Source organism: Brevibacillus sp. SIMBA_040 (genome assembly GCF_046535075.1).
Taxonomy (GTDB): Bacteria; Bacillota; Bacilli; order Brevibacillales; family Brevibacillaceae; genus Brevibacillus.
Genome location: NZ_JAWRXI010000009.1, coordinates 1 through 16,138, shown reverse-complemented (window position 1 = coordinate 16,138; position 16,138 = coordinate 1). Strand labels below are relative to the sequence as shown.

The following is a 16,138-nucleotide window of genomic DNA, read 5'->3' as shown; positions in this document are numbered from 1 at the left end:
AGAGGAGAGAGACAACCATGCAGTGGATGACACTCGGCAACTTGTGGTTCGCATTGATCATCCCCGCCATCATCGTCCTCTATCTGCTCAAGCGAAAAGTAGAGGATCGCATCGTACCAAGCACGCTCCTGTGGCAGCGAACGCTGCAAAATTGGGAGGCGGTAAGACCGTGGGAAAAGCTCCGGCGCAATTTGTTGTTGATTCTGCAATTACTGATTGCATGTCTTTTGCTTTTGGCTTTGCTCAGACCAGCTGTACCAACAGACGGAATCTCCACCGATCATACAGTACTCGTGGTCGATACTTCAGGCAGCATGCTGGCAAAAGAAGGCGAGGTAACCAGAATGGAGCGCGCGGTCTCGACTGCTCAAGGCTTGATAGAGCAGCTGGGCAGCGGACAGACCATGACGCTGATCGAGGCAGGACGCGAGCCGAACGTGCTCCTCTCCAAAAGCGACGACAAGCAGGCATTAACTAATGCGTTGCAGACACTCTCCGCTTTTCCCGGAGCGGCAGATACCAATGCTGCGTATTCATTGGCAGGTGCAATCGCAGCGAATGAACCTGGAAGTGGTGTTGTATGGATTGGGGACGGAAGCGGGGATCGCAAGCTGGAAACGGGAGCAGCATCTTCTTTTCAGGGGCCATTCCGTTTTATGCAAATGGGACGGACGCGAGAGAACACGGCAATCGGTGTTTTTGTGATGCAGCCAGCAGCAAAAGGTGTAGAAGGGCTGCTGCGGCTCGATCATTACGGCAGTCAGCCTACGCGGGGTACCATTACGATTTTTGATGGGGAAAACAAGCTAGTAGATACAGACTCCTTTTCGATGGAAGCTGGGGGATCTTATACTGCCTCTTTTCAGGCGTTACCTGTATCTCCTGTTTACCGCGCAGTCATTTTGCCAGAACAGGATGGGCTGGCAGAAGACAACGAAATGTGGAGTGTGCCGTTTGCGGCTGGCAAGGGCAAGGCTGTTCTTCTTTCGCCAGGTGGGAACCGCTTTTTGCATCAAGCCCTGCAGACAGTAGGAAGTGTGGAAGTGGAGACGACTCAGCAAGCTCCACAGCAAAAAGCAGAAGCTCGCGATTTGTGGATTTACGATGGAATAGTGCCCGATAAGCTGCCAGATGCCAACGTACTGTTGCTGGCCCCTGATCGTAAAACGAGTTGGCTGCCATACCAGGGGAAGAGAGAGCTGGAGCAACAGCCAAAAGCGGTTGCCCAGGATGACGTGTTGCTCAAATATGTCGATTGGCGTGACGTTCACATAGCGGCAGGTGCGGAACTGGATGAAATGCCAGGCATGAAAACACTGGTGCGTGCAGGCGAGACAGATTTGGTGCGAGTAGGTGTCATTGACGGACGGCGGATCGTAATAATTGGCTTTGATCTGCATGAATCCGATTTGCCTCTGCGTCCAGCTTTTCCGATTCTCATGCAAAATATAGTGACCTGGCTATCTCCTACACAATCGGCGCCTATCGGTTCAGCTCATCCAGGCGAGGTATTGTCTATTCCGCTTACGCCGGGAGCTTCCGAGCGGACGATGACGTACCCGAATGGACAAAAAACCTCAATCACAGGCGAAGGAACTACATGGATGATGCAGGTTCCTGACGAGCTGGGGCTGTATCGTCTCGATGAAGTGATGGGTAGCGGGAAACAGACGAGATATTTTGCCGTGCAGATGAGTGAGACGGAATCGGATATTATGCCAAAGGTTCAGCGAATGGGTATGGAGCCTCAAGCTGGTCAACTAGAGGGAGGAGAAAAAGCAGCAAGCTCGGTAGGGGCTATGGAGCTGACGAGTTGGTTGGCAGCGCTAGCTCTCTTGGTGCTTTGTGTGGAATGGAGAGTGTATCAACGTGGGTATTAATTTTGTACAGCCGCTATTCCTCTTGCTTTTGCTTCCCATTATTTATTTGCTATACAGCTGGTGGCGTCAGCAAAAACAGATGCACGTCGGTAGAAAAGCGGCGATTGCCACCATTCGATCGATTTTGTTCCTACTGCTTGTTTTAGCGTTGGCTGGAACACAGCTGCTGACTCCGATTCAGGCGAAAACGATCGTTTTTGTAGTAGACCGCTCCGCATCGATGAAGGATGACCCGCGGATCATGTCCTTTTTGCGGGAGGCTGTGGAGCAAAAGAGGGCAGAAGACAAGTATGCGATCGTCTCTGTCGGCGCGGAGGCTGCGGTAGATCAGCCGTTGACTATGCGACCAGAAATATCGCCATTGGGTGTGGAGGTGAATCGCCACGCCACCAATTTGGCAGAGGGTATTCGTCTTGCATCAGCGATGATTCCTAGCAATGCGAGGGGAAAGGTCGTCTTGCTTACGGACGGGATAGCGACCAGTGGCGATGCAGCCCGTCAAACCAAGCTCGCTTCTGACCGGGGAATTGTAGTAGAAGCCGTTTCCTTGCAGCAGCCACAGGGCGATGAGGTCGTGCTCGCCTCTGTACAGGTACCGCAGCATTTGTACGCGGGAGAGGAATACGGTATCAGTGTAGATGTGGAAAGCACACTAGCTACCGAGGCAACCCTTCGCTTGTATGAAGGGAATCGGGAAGCTGGGCAGCAAATCGTTCAGATTGATAAAGGAAAAAATCGTTTTGTGTTCTCGCAGAAGGCGATACAGGAGGGCTTTCATCGTTTTCGCGTAGAAATCGAACCGAAGCAAGATACGGTGCAGGCAAACAATCAGGCTACAGCTTACACAGAGGTCGCCGGTTCTCCTGTCATTCTCGTAGCCGAGGGTCATCCCGGTGCGGCGACCAATCTTGTTCAGGCGCTGGAGGCGAGCAGCCTAAAAGTAGAAGTGCGTGATTTGGCGCTTTTACCAAAGGAGCTAGATGGATATAAGCAGTATGCTACCGTCATTTTAGCGGATGTACCTGCCACCCAAATGGGTGATGCCGATATGGAGCGCATGCGGACAGCCGTACGTGATCTAGGGATGGGGCTGATTATGACCGGGGGAAGTGACAGCTTCGGGATGGGCGGTTGGTTTCAGACGCCGATCGAGGAAGCACTTCCGGTCCATATGGATTTAAAAGGAAAAGAGCAGCTGCCTTCTCTCGGACTACAGCTCGTGATCGACAAGTCCGGAAGTATGACTGGTGACGCTAGAGGCGTGGATAAAATGGAGCTGGCTAAGGAAGCGGCAATTCGCGCGACAACGATGATGAATCAGCAGGATTACATCGGTGTTATTGCCTTTGACGGTGATCCATGGGAGGTTGTAAAACCGCAGACCGTTACCAAGCTGAATGAGATTCAGCAGCAAATCGGCAGCATCGTAGCTGATGGCGGAACAGATATTTTCCCGGCTCTGCAAATGGCGTATGAAAGCGTCAAAACGATGAAAACGCAGCGCAAGCACGTCATTTTGCTGACTGATGGACAGTCCGGCATGCAGGATGATTACCAAGGTTTGCTTCAACAGATGGCAGGCGAAAACATTACAGTGTCTACGGTAGCGGTTGGTGATGATGCGGATACTCAGCTTTTGCAGATGATTGCTGAGTGGGGAAAAGGCAGATATTACTTTGCCAATGATGCCGAGTCGATCCCGAAAATTTTCAGCAAGGAAACCGCTTTGGCAAGTCGCACCTTTATCGTGGAAAAACCACAAGTCCCGGCCCTCATGGGGGCGGGAGCATGGGCTACCCTGCAGCAGGGCTTGCCGCCTCTGCGGGCTTATGTCGCGACAACCCCCAAGCAAACAGCCGAAACATCGCTGATGAGCATGGACGAAGATCCGATCCTGACTCGCTGGCAGTATGGACTCGGGCGCTCGGTTGCGTGGACGAGCGACCTCGAAGGCAAGTGGGCTCCAGATTGGGTCAGCTGGGGAGGAAACAGTCGGCTGTGGAATGAAATCGTAGCATGGACACTGCCGCAAATTATAGAGGGCGAATGGAAAACGCAAACCGTTCTTGACGGAACCCGTGGAAAGGTAACCGTTACACTACCTGCTGGGAAATCTATGCCACAGGAGCTGGAGGCGGTCGTCCTCAATCAGGACATGGAGCGAGAGCTGATCCGACTCAAGCCCATTGCCCCTGATGTCATGGAAGGTAATTTTGACACAAACGATCCAGGGACGTATTTGATTCAGATCGTTGAGAAGGTAAAAGGAAAAGTAACGGCCAGTCAAACGACAGGATTGACCGTTTCATACTCGCCGGAGTATGGCATGCCAAGTGACGGTGAAAAAGAGCTGCGCAGCTGGCTCGTTGCCGGCGGAGGCAAGCAAATAGCTCAGGCGGGTGAGGTTTTTGGCGGGACGTTACCTGATAAGTGGGATACGCAATCGATTAGCCAGTGGCTCTTGATGTTAGCGGCCTTGCTCCTTCCATTTGATGTTGCTGTACGCCGTTTGCAGCTTCCTGATCATTGGTGGGCGAGACTGGCAAGTATTTGGACGCGCCGCCAGCGCGCATCGACAGACACAAAGCAGCAAGCCGTGCTAACACGCCTCGGGGAAAAGCGGGCAAGCCAAAGAAGCGCTACTCAGACTAAAGCGAGCAATGCGAGCAGCACGCAGGCAAGCACTGCAGCAGCAGCTCGATCAGTAGCAACAACTCCCGCGGTACCGAACAAAGCAGCGTATCCGGAGACGAAAAAAGAGCAAGGAAACAAAGAACAAGCCCAGCAAGATGCAACATTAAACCGTCTGCTAGAAGCTAAAAAGCGCCGAACCAAGTAACCTACCAATTAGGATATTACCAACCAAATAGGCACTAAAAAACAGCCATTAATTGCGAATAGCAATAGGCTGTTTTTTTATTCTAAGGTCCAGTTTTGCCCATAAGAGTATTAGGGGCGACGCCGTCCGCATGAGCATTCAACTCCACTAAAAGTATAGGATGCCAATATTTGAGTAAAAAATAGTAATTGATATGGTAATAGAGGGGTTGGGGCTTAGATGAAATCGGTAGGAAAAAGCGTACCGAGGATAGACGCTGAAAATAAAGTAACAGGGAGAGCCAAGTATACAGCTGATTTTTCTTCTCCGGGGATGCTTCATGCCAAATTGCTCACTAGTCCTTGTGCACATGCGCGGCTCATCAGCATAAATACGGAAAAGGCGATGAAATCAGAGGGCGTCCGAGCTGTGCTCACTGGTTCCGATATTCCCATCTTTGTAGGTCCACATATCGAAGCACGACCAATTTTAGCAACGGAAAAGGTACGTTATTATGGGGAGCCTGTCGCTCTGGTCGTAGCTGATCATGAGTACCAAGCGATCGCTGCTTGTAAACGGATAGAGGTCGAATACGAATCGCTACCTGTCGTTCTTACTGTCGATGAAGCGCAAAAAGAGAATGCAACACTTGTTCACCCGAACCTTGCAAGCTATAAGATTGACCAAAACGTGTAACCTGAGTTTCATACAAATGTAGCGAACCGGACAAAGATCAGAAAAGGAGATACGCAAGCAGGATGGGAACTGAGTGAAGTCATCGTGGAGGAACGTTTTTCATTTCCACAAACAGATCATGCAGCGATGGAAACACGCTGCTCAATTGCGGAGATGTTACCGAGTGGAGAGGTAAAAATCTTGACGGCTTCCCAAGCCCCTTTCGACGTGCAAAAACTGATTCATAAATACTTCTTCGTCCCCCTAGAAAAAATACACGTTCAGGTTCCGTTAGTTGGCGGAGGGTTTGGCGGGAAAGCTGCTATTCAATTGGAATTACTGGCGTTTGCAGCTTCAAGAGCTGTAGGTGGAAGAAAGGTGAAGCTTGCCAACAGCCGGGAAGAAGATATGATTACATCCCCAACCCACATCGGCTTGCATGCCAAAGTCAAATTAGGCTCTACTAAAACAGGAAAATTGATGGCCGCAGAAATTACCTTTGAGTTCATCGGGGGAGCTTACTCCGATGAAGCGGTGGATATTAGCAAATCAGCCGGATTAAATTGTACGGGACCTTATAAAATAGACAATGTCTGGTGCGACTCCATCTGTCTTTACACCAATCATACATATGCTACCTCTTTTCGAGGATATGCTCACACAGAGCTAACCTTTCCGATTGAACGGGCAATGGAGCTATTAGCGGAAAAATTGGACATGGATCCTATTGAATTCCGATTGAAGAATGCGATTCAACCTGGAGATAAAACGCCGTCATTAGCTGAATTGACCCGAAGCAACATTGGGGATCTAAAAACTTGCTTGAACAGGGCCAAGGAATTGATTAAATGGGATGAAGGACAATTCATTAAGGAAGATCGCACTAAAGTGAGGGCAAAAGGAATCGCTTGCTTCTGGAAAACCTCCAATTCGCCAACCAATGCGTTATCTGGAGCCGTCATCTCTTTCAACAAGGATGGCAGCCTCAACCTCTCCTGCGGGGTGGTCGAGATGGGACAGGGAACCAAAACAGCGTTAACCCAAATTTTGGCGGAACGCTTTAAAATGAGCGAAAGCAAAATCCATCCAATGATGGAAGTCAATACACAGGTCAATCCCGAGCATTGGAAGACAGTGGCAAGCTCCTCTGTTTTCATGGTAGGAAATGCCGTTCTGCGCGCAGCTGAGGATGCCATTCAGCAAATCTGCCGCATTGCATCCATTGTGCTGCGTTGCACTCCGGAGGATATCGATGTTGCAGAAGAAAGAGCTTTTTTAAAGGCAGACCCGCAAAAAGGAGTGTATCTGAAAGATATCGTCCATGGGTACAAATATATGAATGGCAATACGATTGGAGGCCAGATCATCGGTCGGGGAAGTTACGTCATGAGACACCTCACCACGATCGATCCCAATTCCGGCTCGGGAACGCCTGGGCCAGATTGGACCGTAGGGGCGCAAGCGGTAGAGGTTGTTTTTGACCCGCGAACGTATACGTATGAGTTGAAAAAAGCGATTTCCGTCATTGATGTGGGTAAAGTGTTAAACCCAATGGGCGCCAAAGGCCAGGTGATGGGCGGGATGAGCATGGGGCTAAGCTTCGCGACCCGCGAGGAATTTACGCATAACCAAAAGGGAGAGACGCTTGACTTCCAATTCCGAACTTATAAAGTGATGAGATACGGTGAAAATCCCGAATATGTGGTCGAATTCCTGGAGACTCCGCAGATTGATGGACCATACGGAGCAAGAGGGGTTGGCGAGCATGGAACCATGGGAATTGCCCCCGCATTGGCCAATGCGCTGTCGCTTGCCGCTCTAGTGCCACTTAACAAGCTTCCCCTGACTCCTGAATCGATCTGGGAAGCAAAAAGGAGAGAGCATCCATCATGATTCCTTTTGACTTTGACTATGTGAAGCCTGAATCCATCCAGGAAGCGATCTCTATCTTCCGTCAATGGGAGGCTGAGGGCAAAGAACCGAAATACTACTGCGGTGGGACAGAGATCATTACCATGGCCCGATTATCGCAGCTGCATACGAAAGGGATCATTGATATCAAAGGGATTACCGACTGTCAGATACTCGACTGGCACCAAGATCAGCTGGTTATCGGGTCAGCTGTATCGTTGGCACAGCTTGAGGCAGTGCAGTACTTTCCCTTGCTGAGCAGGGTCTGCAACCGGATTGCCGACCACACGTCAAGGTGCAAAATTACCTTGGGCGGTAACATTTGCGGCAAAATCATGTATCGGGAAACTGTCTTACCGCTGCTTGTTAGCAATGCCCAATTGCAGATTGCAACGGAAAGTGGAGTGAAGCAAGTATCGATCCATGATGTGTTTGAACGAGAATTGAAACTGCTGCCCCATGAATTTTTGTTGCAGATCACCGTGGATCGACAGGCAACAAAATTGCCGTACCAGTGCGAGAAAAGAACAAAAATCGATCGCATCGGATACCCCATCGTTTCGATTGCAGCGATCCAAAATCAGGGCGAGATTCACATCGCCTTTTCAGGGGTGTGTTCGTTCCCATTTCGTTCCAAAGAAGTCGAACACGCTTTAAAAGATCAGACGCTAAGCTTGGAGGAGCGAATTAGTTCTGCGATTCTGCGATTTCCGGAATCCATTATCTCAGATCAGCACGCATCGGCATCCTTCCGGGAGTTTCTTGTACATAACCTCATGCTGGACACGATAGAATGTTTTGAGAGGGATTGAACATGAACAGGCTAATCCAACTTACCATCAATGGTGAAAGAAAGACAACATACTGTCGCTGTTCAGACACTTTGCTGACGGTACTTCGAGAACATATGGGGCTGACTGGAGCCAAACCGGGGTGTGAAAATGGGGATTGTGGCGCATGTACCGTGCTTGTGGATCAGATTCCGCAAAAATCATGCTTATGGCTGGCAGTAGAATGTGAAGGAAGGCAAATTTCCACCATCGAAGGCCTGCAAAATACCCCAATTCAACAAGCCTTCTGCGAAAAGTGGGCTTTTCAATGCGGCTATTGCACGCCTGGTTTCATTATGAATTGCCATGCATTGGTAGAAGCATATCCGGAAGCTACTGATGTCGAAATCGAAAATTGGCTTCAATCCAACATATGCCGATGCACAAGCTATCAAGAGATAAAGGAAGCTATTCAGTCGGTCCTTGCAGAAAAGAAAAACTGAACGTCATATTTGAGAATGGAGTGGCCCGTAATATTTGGGAGATTCAGTTCAATCATTATCTCTTTAATACCCATGTGACTGAACTAAGAATATCTTCGTTTAGCTGACGGATATCGTTAGGTCAATGAAACAGAGGCAGTCTAGGACTTTATTATCGTGTCCTGGACTGTCTCTGATTTAGCAACCCAAAAACGATTTTATACTATCTTGTACCCACTTTAACCATAGACTTTACTATTTTTGTTAATTGCTCTGGTGTTGCTCGTCCAGTGATAATGTACCACGTTTTTCCGTTATCATAAGACCAGCCAGCATCCGAACTGACTCCCTCATTTGTTTCAATAGCTGTTATTTGTCCTTTTGTCGCACCATTAACAGGTATAGTTCCCTTTGGTATGGTTGCCATAACACGCTTTATGATATGAAAAGCATTGTTGGTATTCTTCGCCCATACCAGGTATTCCCAGCCATTAGCTTTCCAGATAAATGCTCTCTTATTCGCGAAATAATCCACATCAACCCCGTTGAACTTGATGGTTCCTTCCTGTATCTCAAATGCTTCGAATGTGGAGAAGGGCTGTTTTCGATAACGAGGTAGAGTTCCCGCTGACATCGTCATGACATCGGAAGTGAGAGTTCTTGCTTGTCCATCACGGACTCTTTGTCGTGAAATTTGGAACAAATAACGGTCTTTGCTTGCTTCCAACTTGCTCACGAATAAAGGCCCCAGCTGTTGAGAGAATTTAGATGAAGCTACATGAGAAGGAATATATACAGGAATATCTACTTTTTTTAGTACCTCAAGAAACTTTCCGTCCCATGTAAACGGTTCGACTTCGTCGTCTTGATTAGCGTTAGCGACAGGTACAAAAGCAATGAGCAAAGCTACAAAGAACAACATTATTTTCTGCATAAAGCACCTCCACATTTATTTTTTAAGTTTTGGTAATTTCTATGCAGAATAATTTATAAAACAAAAAGAGGTTGCCGGTAAAAATTCGGCAGCCTTTGTTAAACTAACGGTCCAGTTTTAGCAGAATAGAAAAATTCAATAGATTGGAAATAAAAATGTAATTAATGGTAAAATAAAGAAAAATTCAGAGGTTTAGTGTTTCCTAACGGATTCGTTGTTCGAGAAGGCGGGCTGTATTCTGCAGTTCTATTTAAGATGATTAAAAAGCGAGAGAGGAGGATTGGGATGGAACTAAATGTAAACAACAATATCATAGAAATACTAACTGCAATTTTAGGGTGGCTAGTTATTGTTTTTTTTGCCTATAGAATTTATCAAAAACAAATTGTAAAACTGAAAGTATGGAAGATTCCACTAATCATACTTGTTGGTCTTTTTTCCTTTTCAATTGATTTGGGTTTGTTGGATATCATATTAAAGTTGCCAATTTTACCTCTTGGTGTGTGGATCTTGTATTTTGTTTTTAAAGGCAAAGATGAAAGGTGGCAGACTTGTCGATCCTTTGCTTGGTTAGGCTTTGGGGCGAATTTTATTTTCTTTGCCTCAACTTTAATAACAATACCAGTCCATCATGTGATATACCCCAAAGACGAACTATCAGTCTATATCTCAAATGTTGAGAATGCTTCCATTATAAACACTCACCCATCAGCTAAAGACAGATCACTAAATAAAGATAGCCTTCAAAATCAACTCGATACAATGAGGCAGGAAGCCATTTATAGTCAACAGTGGTACAGAGAAACCTATTTTAATACTGAATCGAATAAGAGAAATGAACGGTTTCCATATCAAGTCATTGGAACCTCATCAAAATGGGGTAGTGGTCTTCAGACATTGATTTATATTGAAGACGATGGTAAAGGAATTTTATTATCAACACCGAAAAAGCAACTTTATTTTCGCTCCAAAGATTCACTAATAGAGGGGGGAGAATAAAAGTGATGAAGAAAAAGTTATGGTTTGCTAGTTTTTTTATTATATTGATATCTATCATTGTATACTGGTTCTATTTTTCGAAGCCTATTTCTTTTCCAACCAATGAACAATTGGTTGCAGAGATGAATAGTGTCTTTCCAGAGGCGACCGCAAGTATCATTCAAGACACGATTCCTATTGACGAGCGCCATGTATTAGCTCCTTTTATTTCCAAGGGGGATGACTACGGACTTAGCTATTGGGTATGGAAAAATCATAAATGGAAGGTTGTCTCGATTGATACAAAGGGGAAACCAATGCTATGGAAGCTTAATATAAACGATCCTTCATCGTTATATTTTGTGTGGAATATTCACCCGAAAGATCAATTGAGTTCTATTCATTTTTATTTAATTAGAGACAGAGGATATCACATCACACAAGGGATAGAGCATTACAATCCAAGAGTACAAATGGAGGAGAGAGTCTCTCTTCAAGAGAAATCTTATGGATTGATGGAACTGCCCGACGATTGGGTAAAGTTCATGAATGCATACAACAAAGTAGAATCAGCAAAACAATCCCCCGAACGAGATATGTATTTTGGGTGGATTCCATATGATCAGACGGATAAGGGAATTTTTCCAGAGAACTCTGTAAATGGAACTTCGTATTCAAATGGTGAAGTTGGCTTGGAATATGTGATGATATTAAATAAGGGGGACATCGAGATTCCAAGATAGCAATGATGAACTAAAGAAAGACTACTGGTTTGTGCTGACTGAAGAAGGGAAGACACATTTATGATTTAGGATTTGTTGACACAGAATGCGAAAAGAGCTGAAAAGTATGTTGAAGGTCAGTTTAACAGCAAGAAGAGGATACTTGCTTTCCTTCTTAAATTCACTAATTGGATCGTTAGATGAATAACAGTTCAACACAACAGCTGCTTTGTAAAGGCAGCTTGTTTTGTTAAGCTAAAGGGCAATTATCTTCAAATACTCATGTTGAAATATGGTTATAAGTGATCAAGCCATTGAACATTATTTGGGGAGGGCCGGCATGGATAAGAAATCTGTTTATAAAACAAACAGTTTCTATTGGGATACAAAAGGAAATGACTTCTTAGGAGCAATCGTTCTTCCTTTTTATGGAGCATTTGTCTCAGAAGAAAAATGCCAGCTTTTTGGCGACGTCTCGGGGAAAAAGATGCTAGAAATCGGCTGTGGAAACGGTCAATCCTTGCAATATCATGGAGAACGCAAAGCATCTGAAGTATGGGCTATAGATATATCAGAAAAACAAATCGAAAAGGCAGCTTAACATTTGAAGTCATGCGGTCTTTCAGCAAAATTGATCTGTTCTCCCATGGAAGAAGAATGTGGCATACCAGTGGATTATTTTGACTTTGTTTATTCGATCTATGCCATAGGCTGGACCAGCGACCTCGAGGGTACTTTTTGCCGGATCGCATCTTACCTTAAAAAAGACGGTGTTTTCATTTTCAGTTGGTCTCACCCTATACACAAATGTGTTGTTGTAGAAGAAAATAATAGGCTTGCTTTTAAAAAATGTTATTTCGATGAATCTTGGTATTCGGTATCTCTTAATGAAGGCACTCTAACATTATCGGACCGCACACTATCAACCTATGTGAATGCGTTGGCAAAAGCGGGATTTGTAATTGAGCAAATGATTGAGCAATCTGATGATGAAATTATGCAATCGAGGGACGATAACAGCGATCTTGCAAAAAAAGCAAAAATGCTTCCTGTAACTTTTGTAGTCAAAGCAAGAAAACTATAGTATCCGATAGCTCAATAAACCAAGCAAGGTCTAACACTTTATTTTCGTGTTTTGACTGGCCTATTTGTTTGGAAAGATTGAAAAGTCTAATACCTATTTTTCTAAGGTAAAGAGCTTTTCTTAGACAGAAAGAGCACCAAATCAACAAAATCAGTCTAATACTTCATTTTCTCTGAACAGAAATAGCATTTGCTTGAACACTCCAATGGGTTGGACAAGATGCAGTAAAGGGGTACGAAAATGAAAAATATTAAAATTAATGAAGTGCCTTCTCTTGGAGTTTCTGAAGAGATGATAAAGGCGGCCGCTGAAGAAATGGGAGTGGAATTTCCCGAACAATTAAAAGAGATTTGGAAAGTATCTAACGGACTAGAACTACCAGGTGGGTGGCTTTTTCACCCCGTTTTTGATATATCAAATCCTCGGAAAACATCAAGCCATATCGTTTACGAAAACACAAAAGCACGTTGGGAATACATGCACGACGATCTAATTTCAATCGCTGCTGGTGATACAGGAAATCAACTGGTTCTTCAAAAAACGAGTTCAGGGTTATTAAACCCTGACGTATACTTATGGAATCATGAAACAAATAAGATAAAGAAATGGAATAGGCCGTTAGATTTTATCAAAGAAAAAGCACTAAAGAGAATTGAAAATATAAGGTTACAAATACAAAGAGCTGCTAAACGGAAAGCTAGGGAATAACATCCTGACTGGTTTAATGCATTGAACTAACGGGGTCAATTGCGGTACAAACACAAATAAAGGCTGCCATTATTAAATACTGGCAGCCTTTGCTAAACGAACGGGCAGCATTCCTGTAATGAATAAAAATGACGTTTGAGCAAAAAAGGGGCCTCCTGATATCATAAGTGTTGTCCTGAGCTGGCCAGCAAAAAGGACGAACTCTAATACCAGGAGGCTGCAAAATGAATTATAACCAAAATGATAAGATTGCTCAAATCACTTCACAAACGTTAATTATCGGCGTCGATATTGCTAAGCACAAACACGTTGCACGTGCACAGGACTATAGAGGGTTGGAATTCGGGAAAGCTTTTTATTTTGAAAATACGAAATCAGATTTCCATCATTTTCTGGATTGGATTCAACAACTTATGAATCAACAAGGCATGGAAGAAGTGATTGTAGGTATGGAGCCAACGGGTCACTATTGGCTGAATCTGGCTCACTTTCTTATAGAGCAAAGCATTCACTTTGTCGTCGTAAACCCGATGCACGTTAAGAAAAGCAAGGAGCTAGACGACAATTCACCTACTAAAAACGATGTAAAAGATGCCAGAGTGATCGCACAGTTAGTCAAAGATGGGAGATACGCTGTACCTAACATTCCACAAGGAGTATATGCAGAACTTCGCGTGGCGAGGAAAATACGTGATCTTTTATCGGTTGACCTACAAGCCGTTCAAGGACAAATTCACAACTGGCTAGATCGCTTCTTCCCTGAGTTTCTTACCGTATTCAAAGACTGGGAAGGAAAATCCGCATTACAACTCTTAAAGCTAAATTTATTACCACATGAATTAAGCAAACTTCCTGACCAAGAGATCTTAATACATCTCAGAAAAGCCGTTACACGTGCGATTGGACTCAGTAAAATAACTCAACTCAAAGACGCAGCCAGTCATTCGATTGGCATTCGTGAGGGTTCGGCAATGGCTAAGCTAGAGCTACGCACGTTAATAGATAAGTATGAGCTCATAAATGAACAGTTCGAAGAACTGGAATCTAATATAGACGATTTACTCAAACAGATTCCAGGTGTTGAACAAATGTTAGCCATCACAGGTATAGGAAAAGATACGGTTGCAGGCTTCTTTTCAGAGGTAGGAGACCTCAGTAACTATTCCCACCCTCGACAGATTATCAAATTAGCTGGATTGAGTCTGAGGGAGAATACTTCTGGAAAGCACAAAGGACAAACCAAAATTACGAAGAGAGGGAGAAAGACACTCCGAGCCCTCCTTTTTCGAGTAGCCATGCCTTTGGTCGCTAAGAACAGTGCCTTCAAAGCTCTACATCAGTATTTTACAAAACGGCCCAATAATCCTTTGAAGAAGATGCAGTCCCTCATCGCAATTTGCAATAAGCTGATACGAATTCTGTTTACGATTGGCAAAAAGCAATGTGAATTCAGTGAAGAACGTATGTTAAGGGACATTCCCCATATGGTAGGACTTCCGAAAGTAGCTTAGATTGTTTTTTGAATTCTCGAAGTGTAGTAATAGGTAACAACATTTGAAGCACGGATTAGTCAGTAAAGCAACTATAATACGGGCAAAGGATCCTGTCGGGCAGCATGACTGACATCCACCTCATGGAAAGGTTGGACGAAGGAATTTGGGAGCGAAGACTCTGTGAGATTTGGGAGGGTTGACCCCCATGAGATATGTGGACATCCACCAGTGCGACCATAATTCGACTAGCAATCCATTTTTTGGATAAGAGTGGTCAGGTAACTATGATTCGTTTTTTCTCATCGGCCCCAAAATTAACCTTAAATACAGCCTTATTCCAGTATTCAAATGATTAGAAACCAACAACGCTATGAAAACTTGAGAAAACAAATGAAAACGAGAGATTTTGCTTTCTATATAGAGGGAGTTTTGTGGTACCGATTAATTAGTTACTATGAAAATCATCAGGTAAAGGTTGGTTATAGAGCGATGAATTTAATGTTAAGATTTACATTGAAACCTTAATTACTCTATGAATGGAGTTGCCTTGATGAATAGGTTAGTTGTCATAACTGTAGGTAAAACTCACAGCGGGAAAAGTACATTTGCTAAAGAATTAGAACAGTACTTACACAACTCAGTCGTGATTGACCGAGATGACCATGCTGAATTCATCAATACATATTATAAAACGATGCTACCTAAGCAAGGGGCTAATATATTCAAGAACGCGATCTCTCGAACAATAGTAGATTATGCTGTGAATGAAACAAATTTTCACCTCATTTTATGCAATTCTTATCGTTCTCGCAAAGGCCGCTTAGATTTGCTTGAACGTTTTCATCAAAAAGGATTTGTCAGTATTGTTGTGACTTTTGATATCCCCGATCATATTCTTCAAATTCGAATTGCCAATAGCCAGCGAAGTACAAATATCTTCAGGACTGCTTCTAATTTTGAAGAAGTGCTTGAACGCCAAAAAGATGAATCTCACAACGGCGATGTGATGGCACCAATAGAAGGAGAGGCCAACTATTTGTTTGTAATCAAGGACAGTGGTGAAGTTCGTTCTGTCATTCAAGAAATTGTGAACATAGCTAAAAGCATATGCTAGTTCCCAAAAAGAAGGGTTCAATTGGAACGACTCTCTTTTTGGACCTAGTACTATGCGAAACACAAAGAAAAATAGTTGAGGTGACAAAGCGTCCGAGGTAAGGGAGAGAAATGGGGGAACAAATATGTAATCGGCCGAAGGAAATAGAACAGTTTTTCTTATTTGAGGTTGTCGTTGTAGTTGGGCAGGGAGACTTGCCTATCATTGGGTTGCTTTACAAAACGTAAGATGTGCGCTCCTCGAAAAATGCTGTAAAAAAACCCCGGACTAACCCGAGGGCGGTTGATGGAAGTTGTTATTTACTATGAACTACAGGAAGTCGATTTTCCAAGTATTTCATTTGATTAAGTCAAATGTTCATGTTATATTTGTAATCCGCCTTTCAAAAAGGGCGAAACAAATAGAGCCAAACGAAACACCCTAAAAATTACCGGTTGATTTGAAATAATCATACGTGGTATATTATGAGTCCAGCACTTTTGAAGTGCTTGTAAAAATGCTCTTTGAAAACTGAACAGCGAAAGCGTTAATGAGTCTATCATTAAATGATTTGCCAGCTTTGAACCAGT

At 44.4% G+C, this 16,138-nt stretch carries 13 protein-coding genes and 1 pseudogene; 12 read left to right on the top strand and 2 right to left on the bottom strand.

Annotation, left to right across the window (positions count from 1 at the left end):
• Positions 1-17 precede the first annotated feature (17 nt).
• From SB752_RS16020 to SB752_RS15995, 6 genes are all read left to right on the top strand, one after another.
• Positions 18-1,880 carry a vWA domain-containing protein gene (locus SB752_RS16020; RefSeq protein WP_410716624.1) on the top strand — a complete coding sequence of 621 codons (1,863 nt, stop codon included), beginning with the start codon at positions 18-20 and terminating at the stop codon, positions 1,878-1,880.
• A complete protein-coding gene (locus SB752_RS16015; protein WP_410716623.1) occupies positions 1,870-4,719 on the top strand; it encodes a VWA domain-containing protein in 2,850 nt (949 codons plus the stop codon). The genes SB752_RS16020 and SB752_RS16015 overlap by 11 nt, the downstream gene beginning before the upstream one ends.
• A 219-nt stretch (positions 4,720-4,938) precedes the next feature.
• A complete protein-coding gene (locus tag SB752_RS16010; RefSeq protein ID WP_410716622.1) occupies positions 4,939-5,394 on the top strand; it encodes a xanthine dehydrogenase family protein molybdopterin-binding subunit in 456 nt (151 codons plus the stop codon).
• 36 nt (positions 5,395-5,430) lie between these two features.
• Complete coding sequence (locus tag SB752_RS16005) at positions 5,431-7,266, top strand: xanthine dehydrogenase family protein molybdopterin-binding subunit (protein WP_410716902.1); 1,836 nt, start codon at positions 5,431-5,433, stop codon at positions 7,264-7,266.
• The gene (locus tag SB752_RS16000; protein WP_410716621.1) at positions 7,263-8,096 is read left to right on the top strand and encodes an FAD binding domain-containing protein; all 834 of its coding nucleotides are present in this window, start codon (positions 7,263-7,265) and stop codon (positions 8,094-8,096) included. Before SB752_RS16005 ends, SB752_RS16000 begins: the two co-directional genes overlap by 4 nt.
• A 2-nt stretch (positions 8,097-8,098) precedes the next feature.
• Positions 8,099-8,557, top strand: coding sequence for a (2Fe-2S)-binding protein (locus tag SB752_RS15995; protein ID WP_410716620.1), 459 nt, complete (start codon positions 8,099-8,101; stop codon positions 8,555-8,557).
• Positions 8,558-8,759: 202 nt separating this feature from the next.
• Here the strand turns inward: SB752_RS15995 and SB752_RS15990 are convergent, their stop codons facing one another.
• The gene (locus SB752_RS15990; protein ID WP_410716619.1) at positions 8,760-9,470 is read right to left on the bottom strand and encodes a hypothetical protein; all 711 of its coding nucleotides are present in this window, start codon (positions 9,468-9,470) and stop codon (positions 8,760-8,762) included.
• Positions 9,471-9,755: 285 nt separating this feature from the next.
• Between SB752_RS15990 and SB752_RS15985 the strand changes: the two genes are divergently transcribed.
• From SB752_RS15985 to SB752_RS15960, 6 genes and pseudogenes are all read left to right on the top strand, one after another.
• Positions 9,756-10,469 carry a hypothetical protein gene (locus tag SB752_RS15985; RefSeq protein ID WP_410716618.1) on the top strand — a complete coding sequence of 238 codons (714 nt, stop codon included), beginning with the start codon at positions 9,756-9,758 and terminating at the stop codon, positions 10,467-10,469.
• A 2-nt stretch (positions 10,470-10,471) separates the two neighbouring features.
• A complete protein-coding gene (locus SB752_RS15980; protein WP_410716617.1) occupies positions 10,472-11,191 on the top strand; it encodes a hypothetical protein in 720 nt (239 codons plus the stop codon).
• 319 nt (positions 11,192-11,510) lie between these two features.
• Positions 11,511-12,254: pseudogene (locus SB752_RS15975) on the top strand (class I SAM-dependent methyltransferase).
• Positions 12,255-12,494: 240 nt separating this feature from the next.
• Positions 12,495-12,962: an SMI1/KNR4 family protein gene (locus tag SB752_RS15970; protein ID WP_410716616.1), complete on the top strand. Its 468-nt coding sequence runs from the start codon at positions 12,495-12,497 to the stop codon at positions 12,960-12,962.
• A 224-nt stretch (positions 12,963-13,186) separates the two neighbouring features.
• Positions 13,187-14,473: an IS110 family RNA-guided transposase gene (locus SB752_RS15965; RefSeq protein WP_410716615.1), complete on the top strand. Its 1,287-nt coding sequence runs from the start codon at positions 13,187-13,189 to the stop codon at positions 14,471-14,473.
• Between the two features lie 532 nt (positions 14,474-15,005).
• Complete coding sequence (locus SB752_RS15960; protein WP_410716614.1) at positions 15,006-15,569, top strand: AAA family ATPase; 564 nt, start codon at positions 15,006-15,008, stop codon at positions 15,567-15,569.
• A gap of 362 nt (positions 15,570-15,931) precedes the next feature.
• On the opposite strand, the gene SB752_RS15955 is transcribed toward SB752_RS15960, so the two are convergent.
• Positions 15,932-16,138: hypothetical protein (locus SB752_RS15955; protein ID WP_410716613.1), on the bottom strand; the 207-nt coding region annotated here is incomplete at its 5' end.

Excerpts from the sequence above, each read along its gene's own strand:
- SB752_RS16020 (WP_410716624.1), top strand. The coding sequence starts at position 18 with ATGCAGTGGATGACACTCGGCAACTTGTGGTTCGCATTGATCATCCCC.
- SB752_RS16010 (WP_410716622.1), top strand. The coding sequence starts at position 4,939 with ATGAAATCGGTAGGAAAAAGCGTACCGAGGATAGACGCTGAAAATAAA.
- SB752_RS16000 (WP_410716621.1), top strand. The coding sequence starts at position 7,263 with ATGATTCCTTTTGACTTTGACTATGTGAAGCCTGAATCCATCCAGGAA.
- SB752_RS15995 (WP_410716620.1), top strand. The coding sequence starts at position 8,099 with ATGAACAGGCTAATCCAACTTACCATCAATGGTGAAAGAAAGACAACA.
- SB752_RS15990 (WP_410716619.1), bottom strand. The coding sequence starts at position 9,470 with ATGCAGAAAATAATGTTGTTCTTTGTAGCTTTGCTCATTGCTTTTGTA.
- SB752_RS15985 (WP_410716618.1), top strand. The coding sequence starts at position 9,756 with ATGGAACTAAATGTAAACAACAATATCATAGAAATACTAACTGCAATT.
- SB752_RS15970 (WP_410716616.1), top strand. The coding sequence starts at position 12,495 with ATGAAAAATATTAAAATTAATGAAGTGCCTTCTCTTGGAGTTTCTGAA.
- SB752_RS15965 (WP_410716615.1), top strand. The coding sequence starts at position 13,187 with ATGAATTATAACCAAAATGATAAGATTGCTCAAATCACTTCACAAACG.
- SB752_RS15960 (WP_410716614.1), top strand. The coding sequence starts at position 15,006 with ATGAATAGGTTAGTTGTCATAACTGTAGGTAAAACTCACAGCGGGAAA.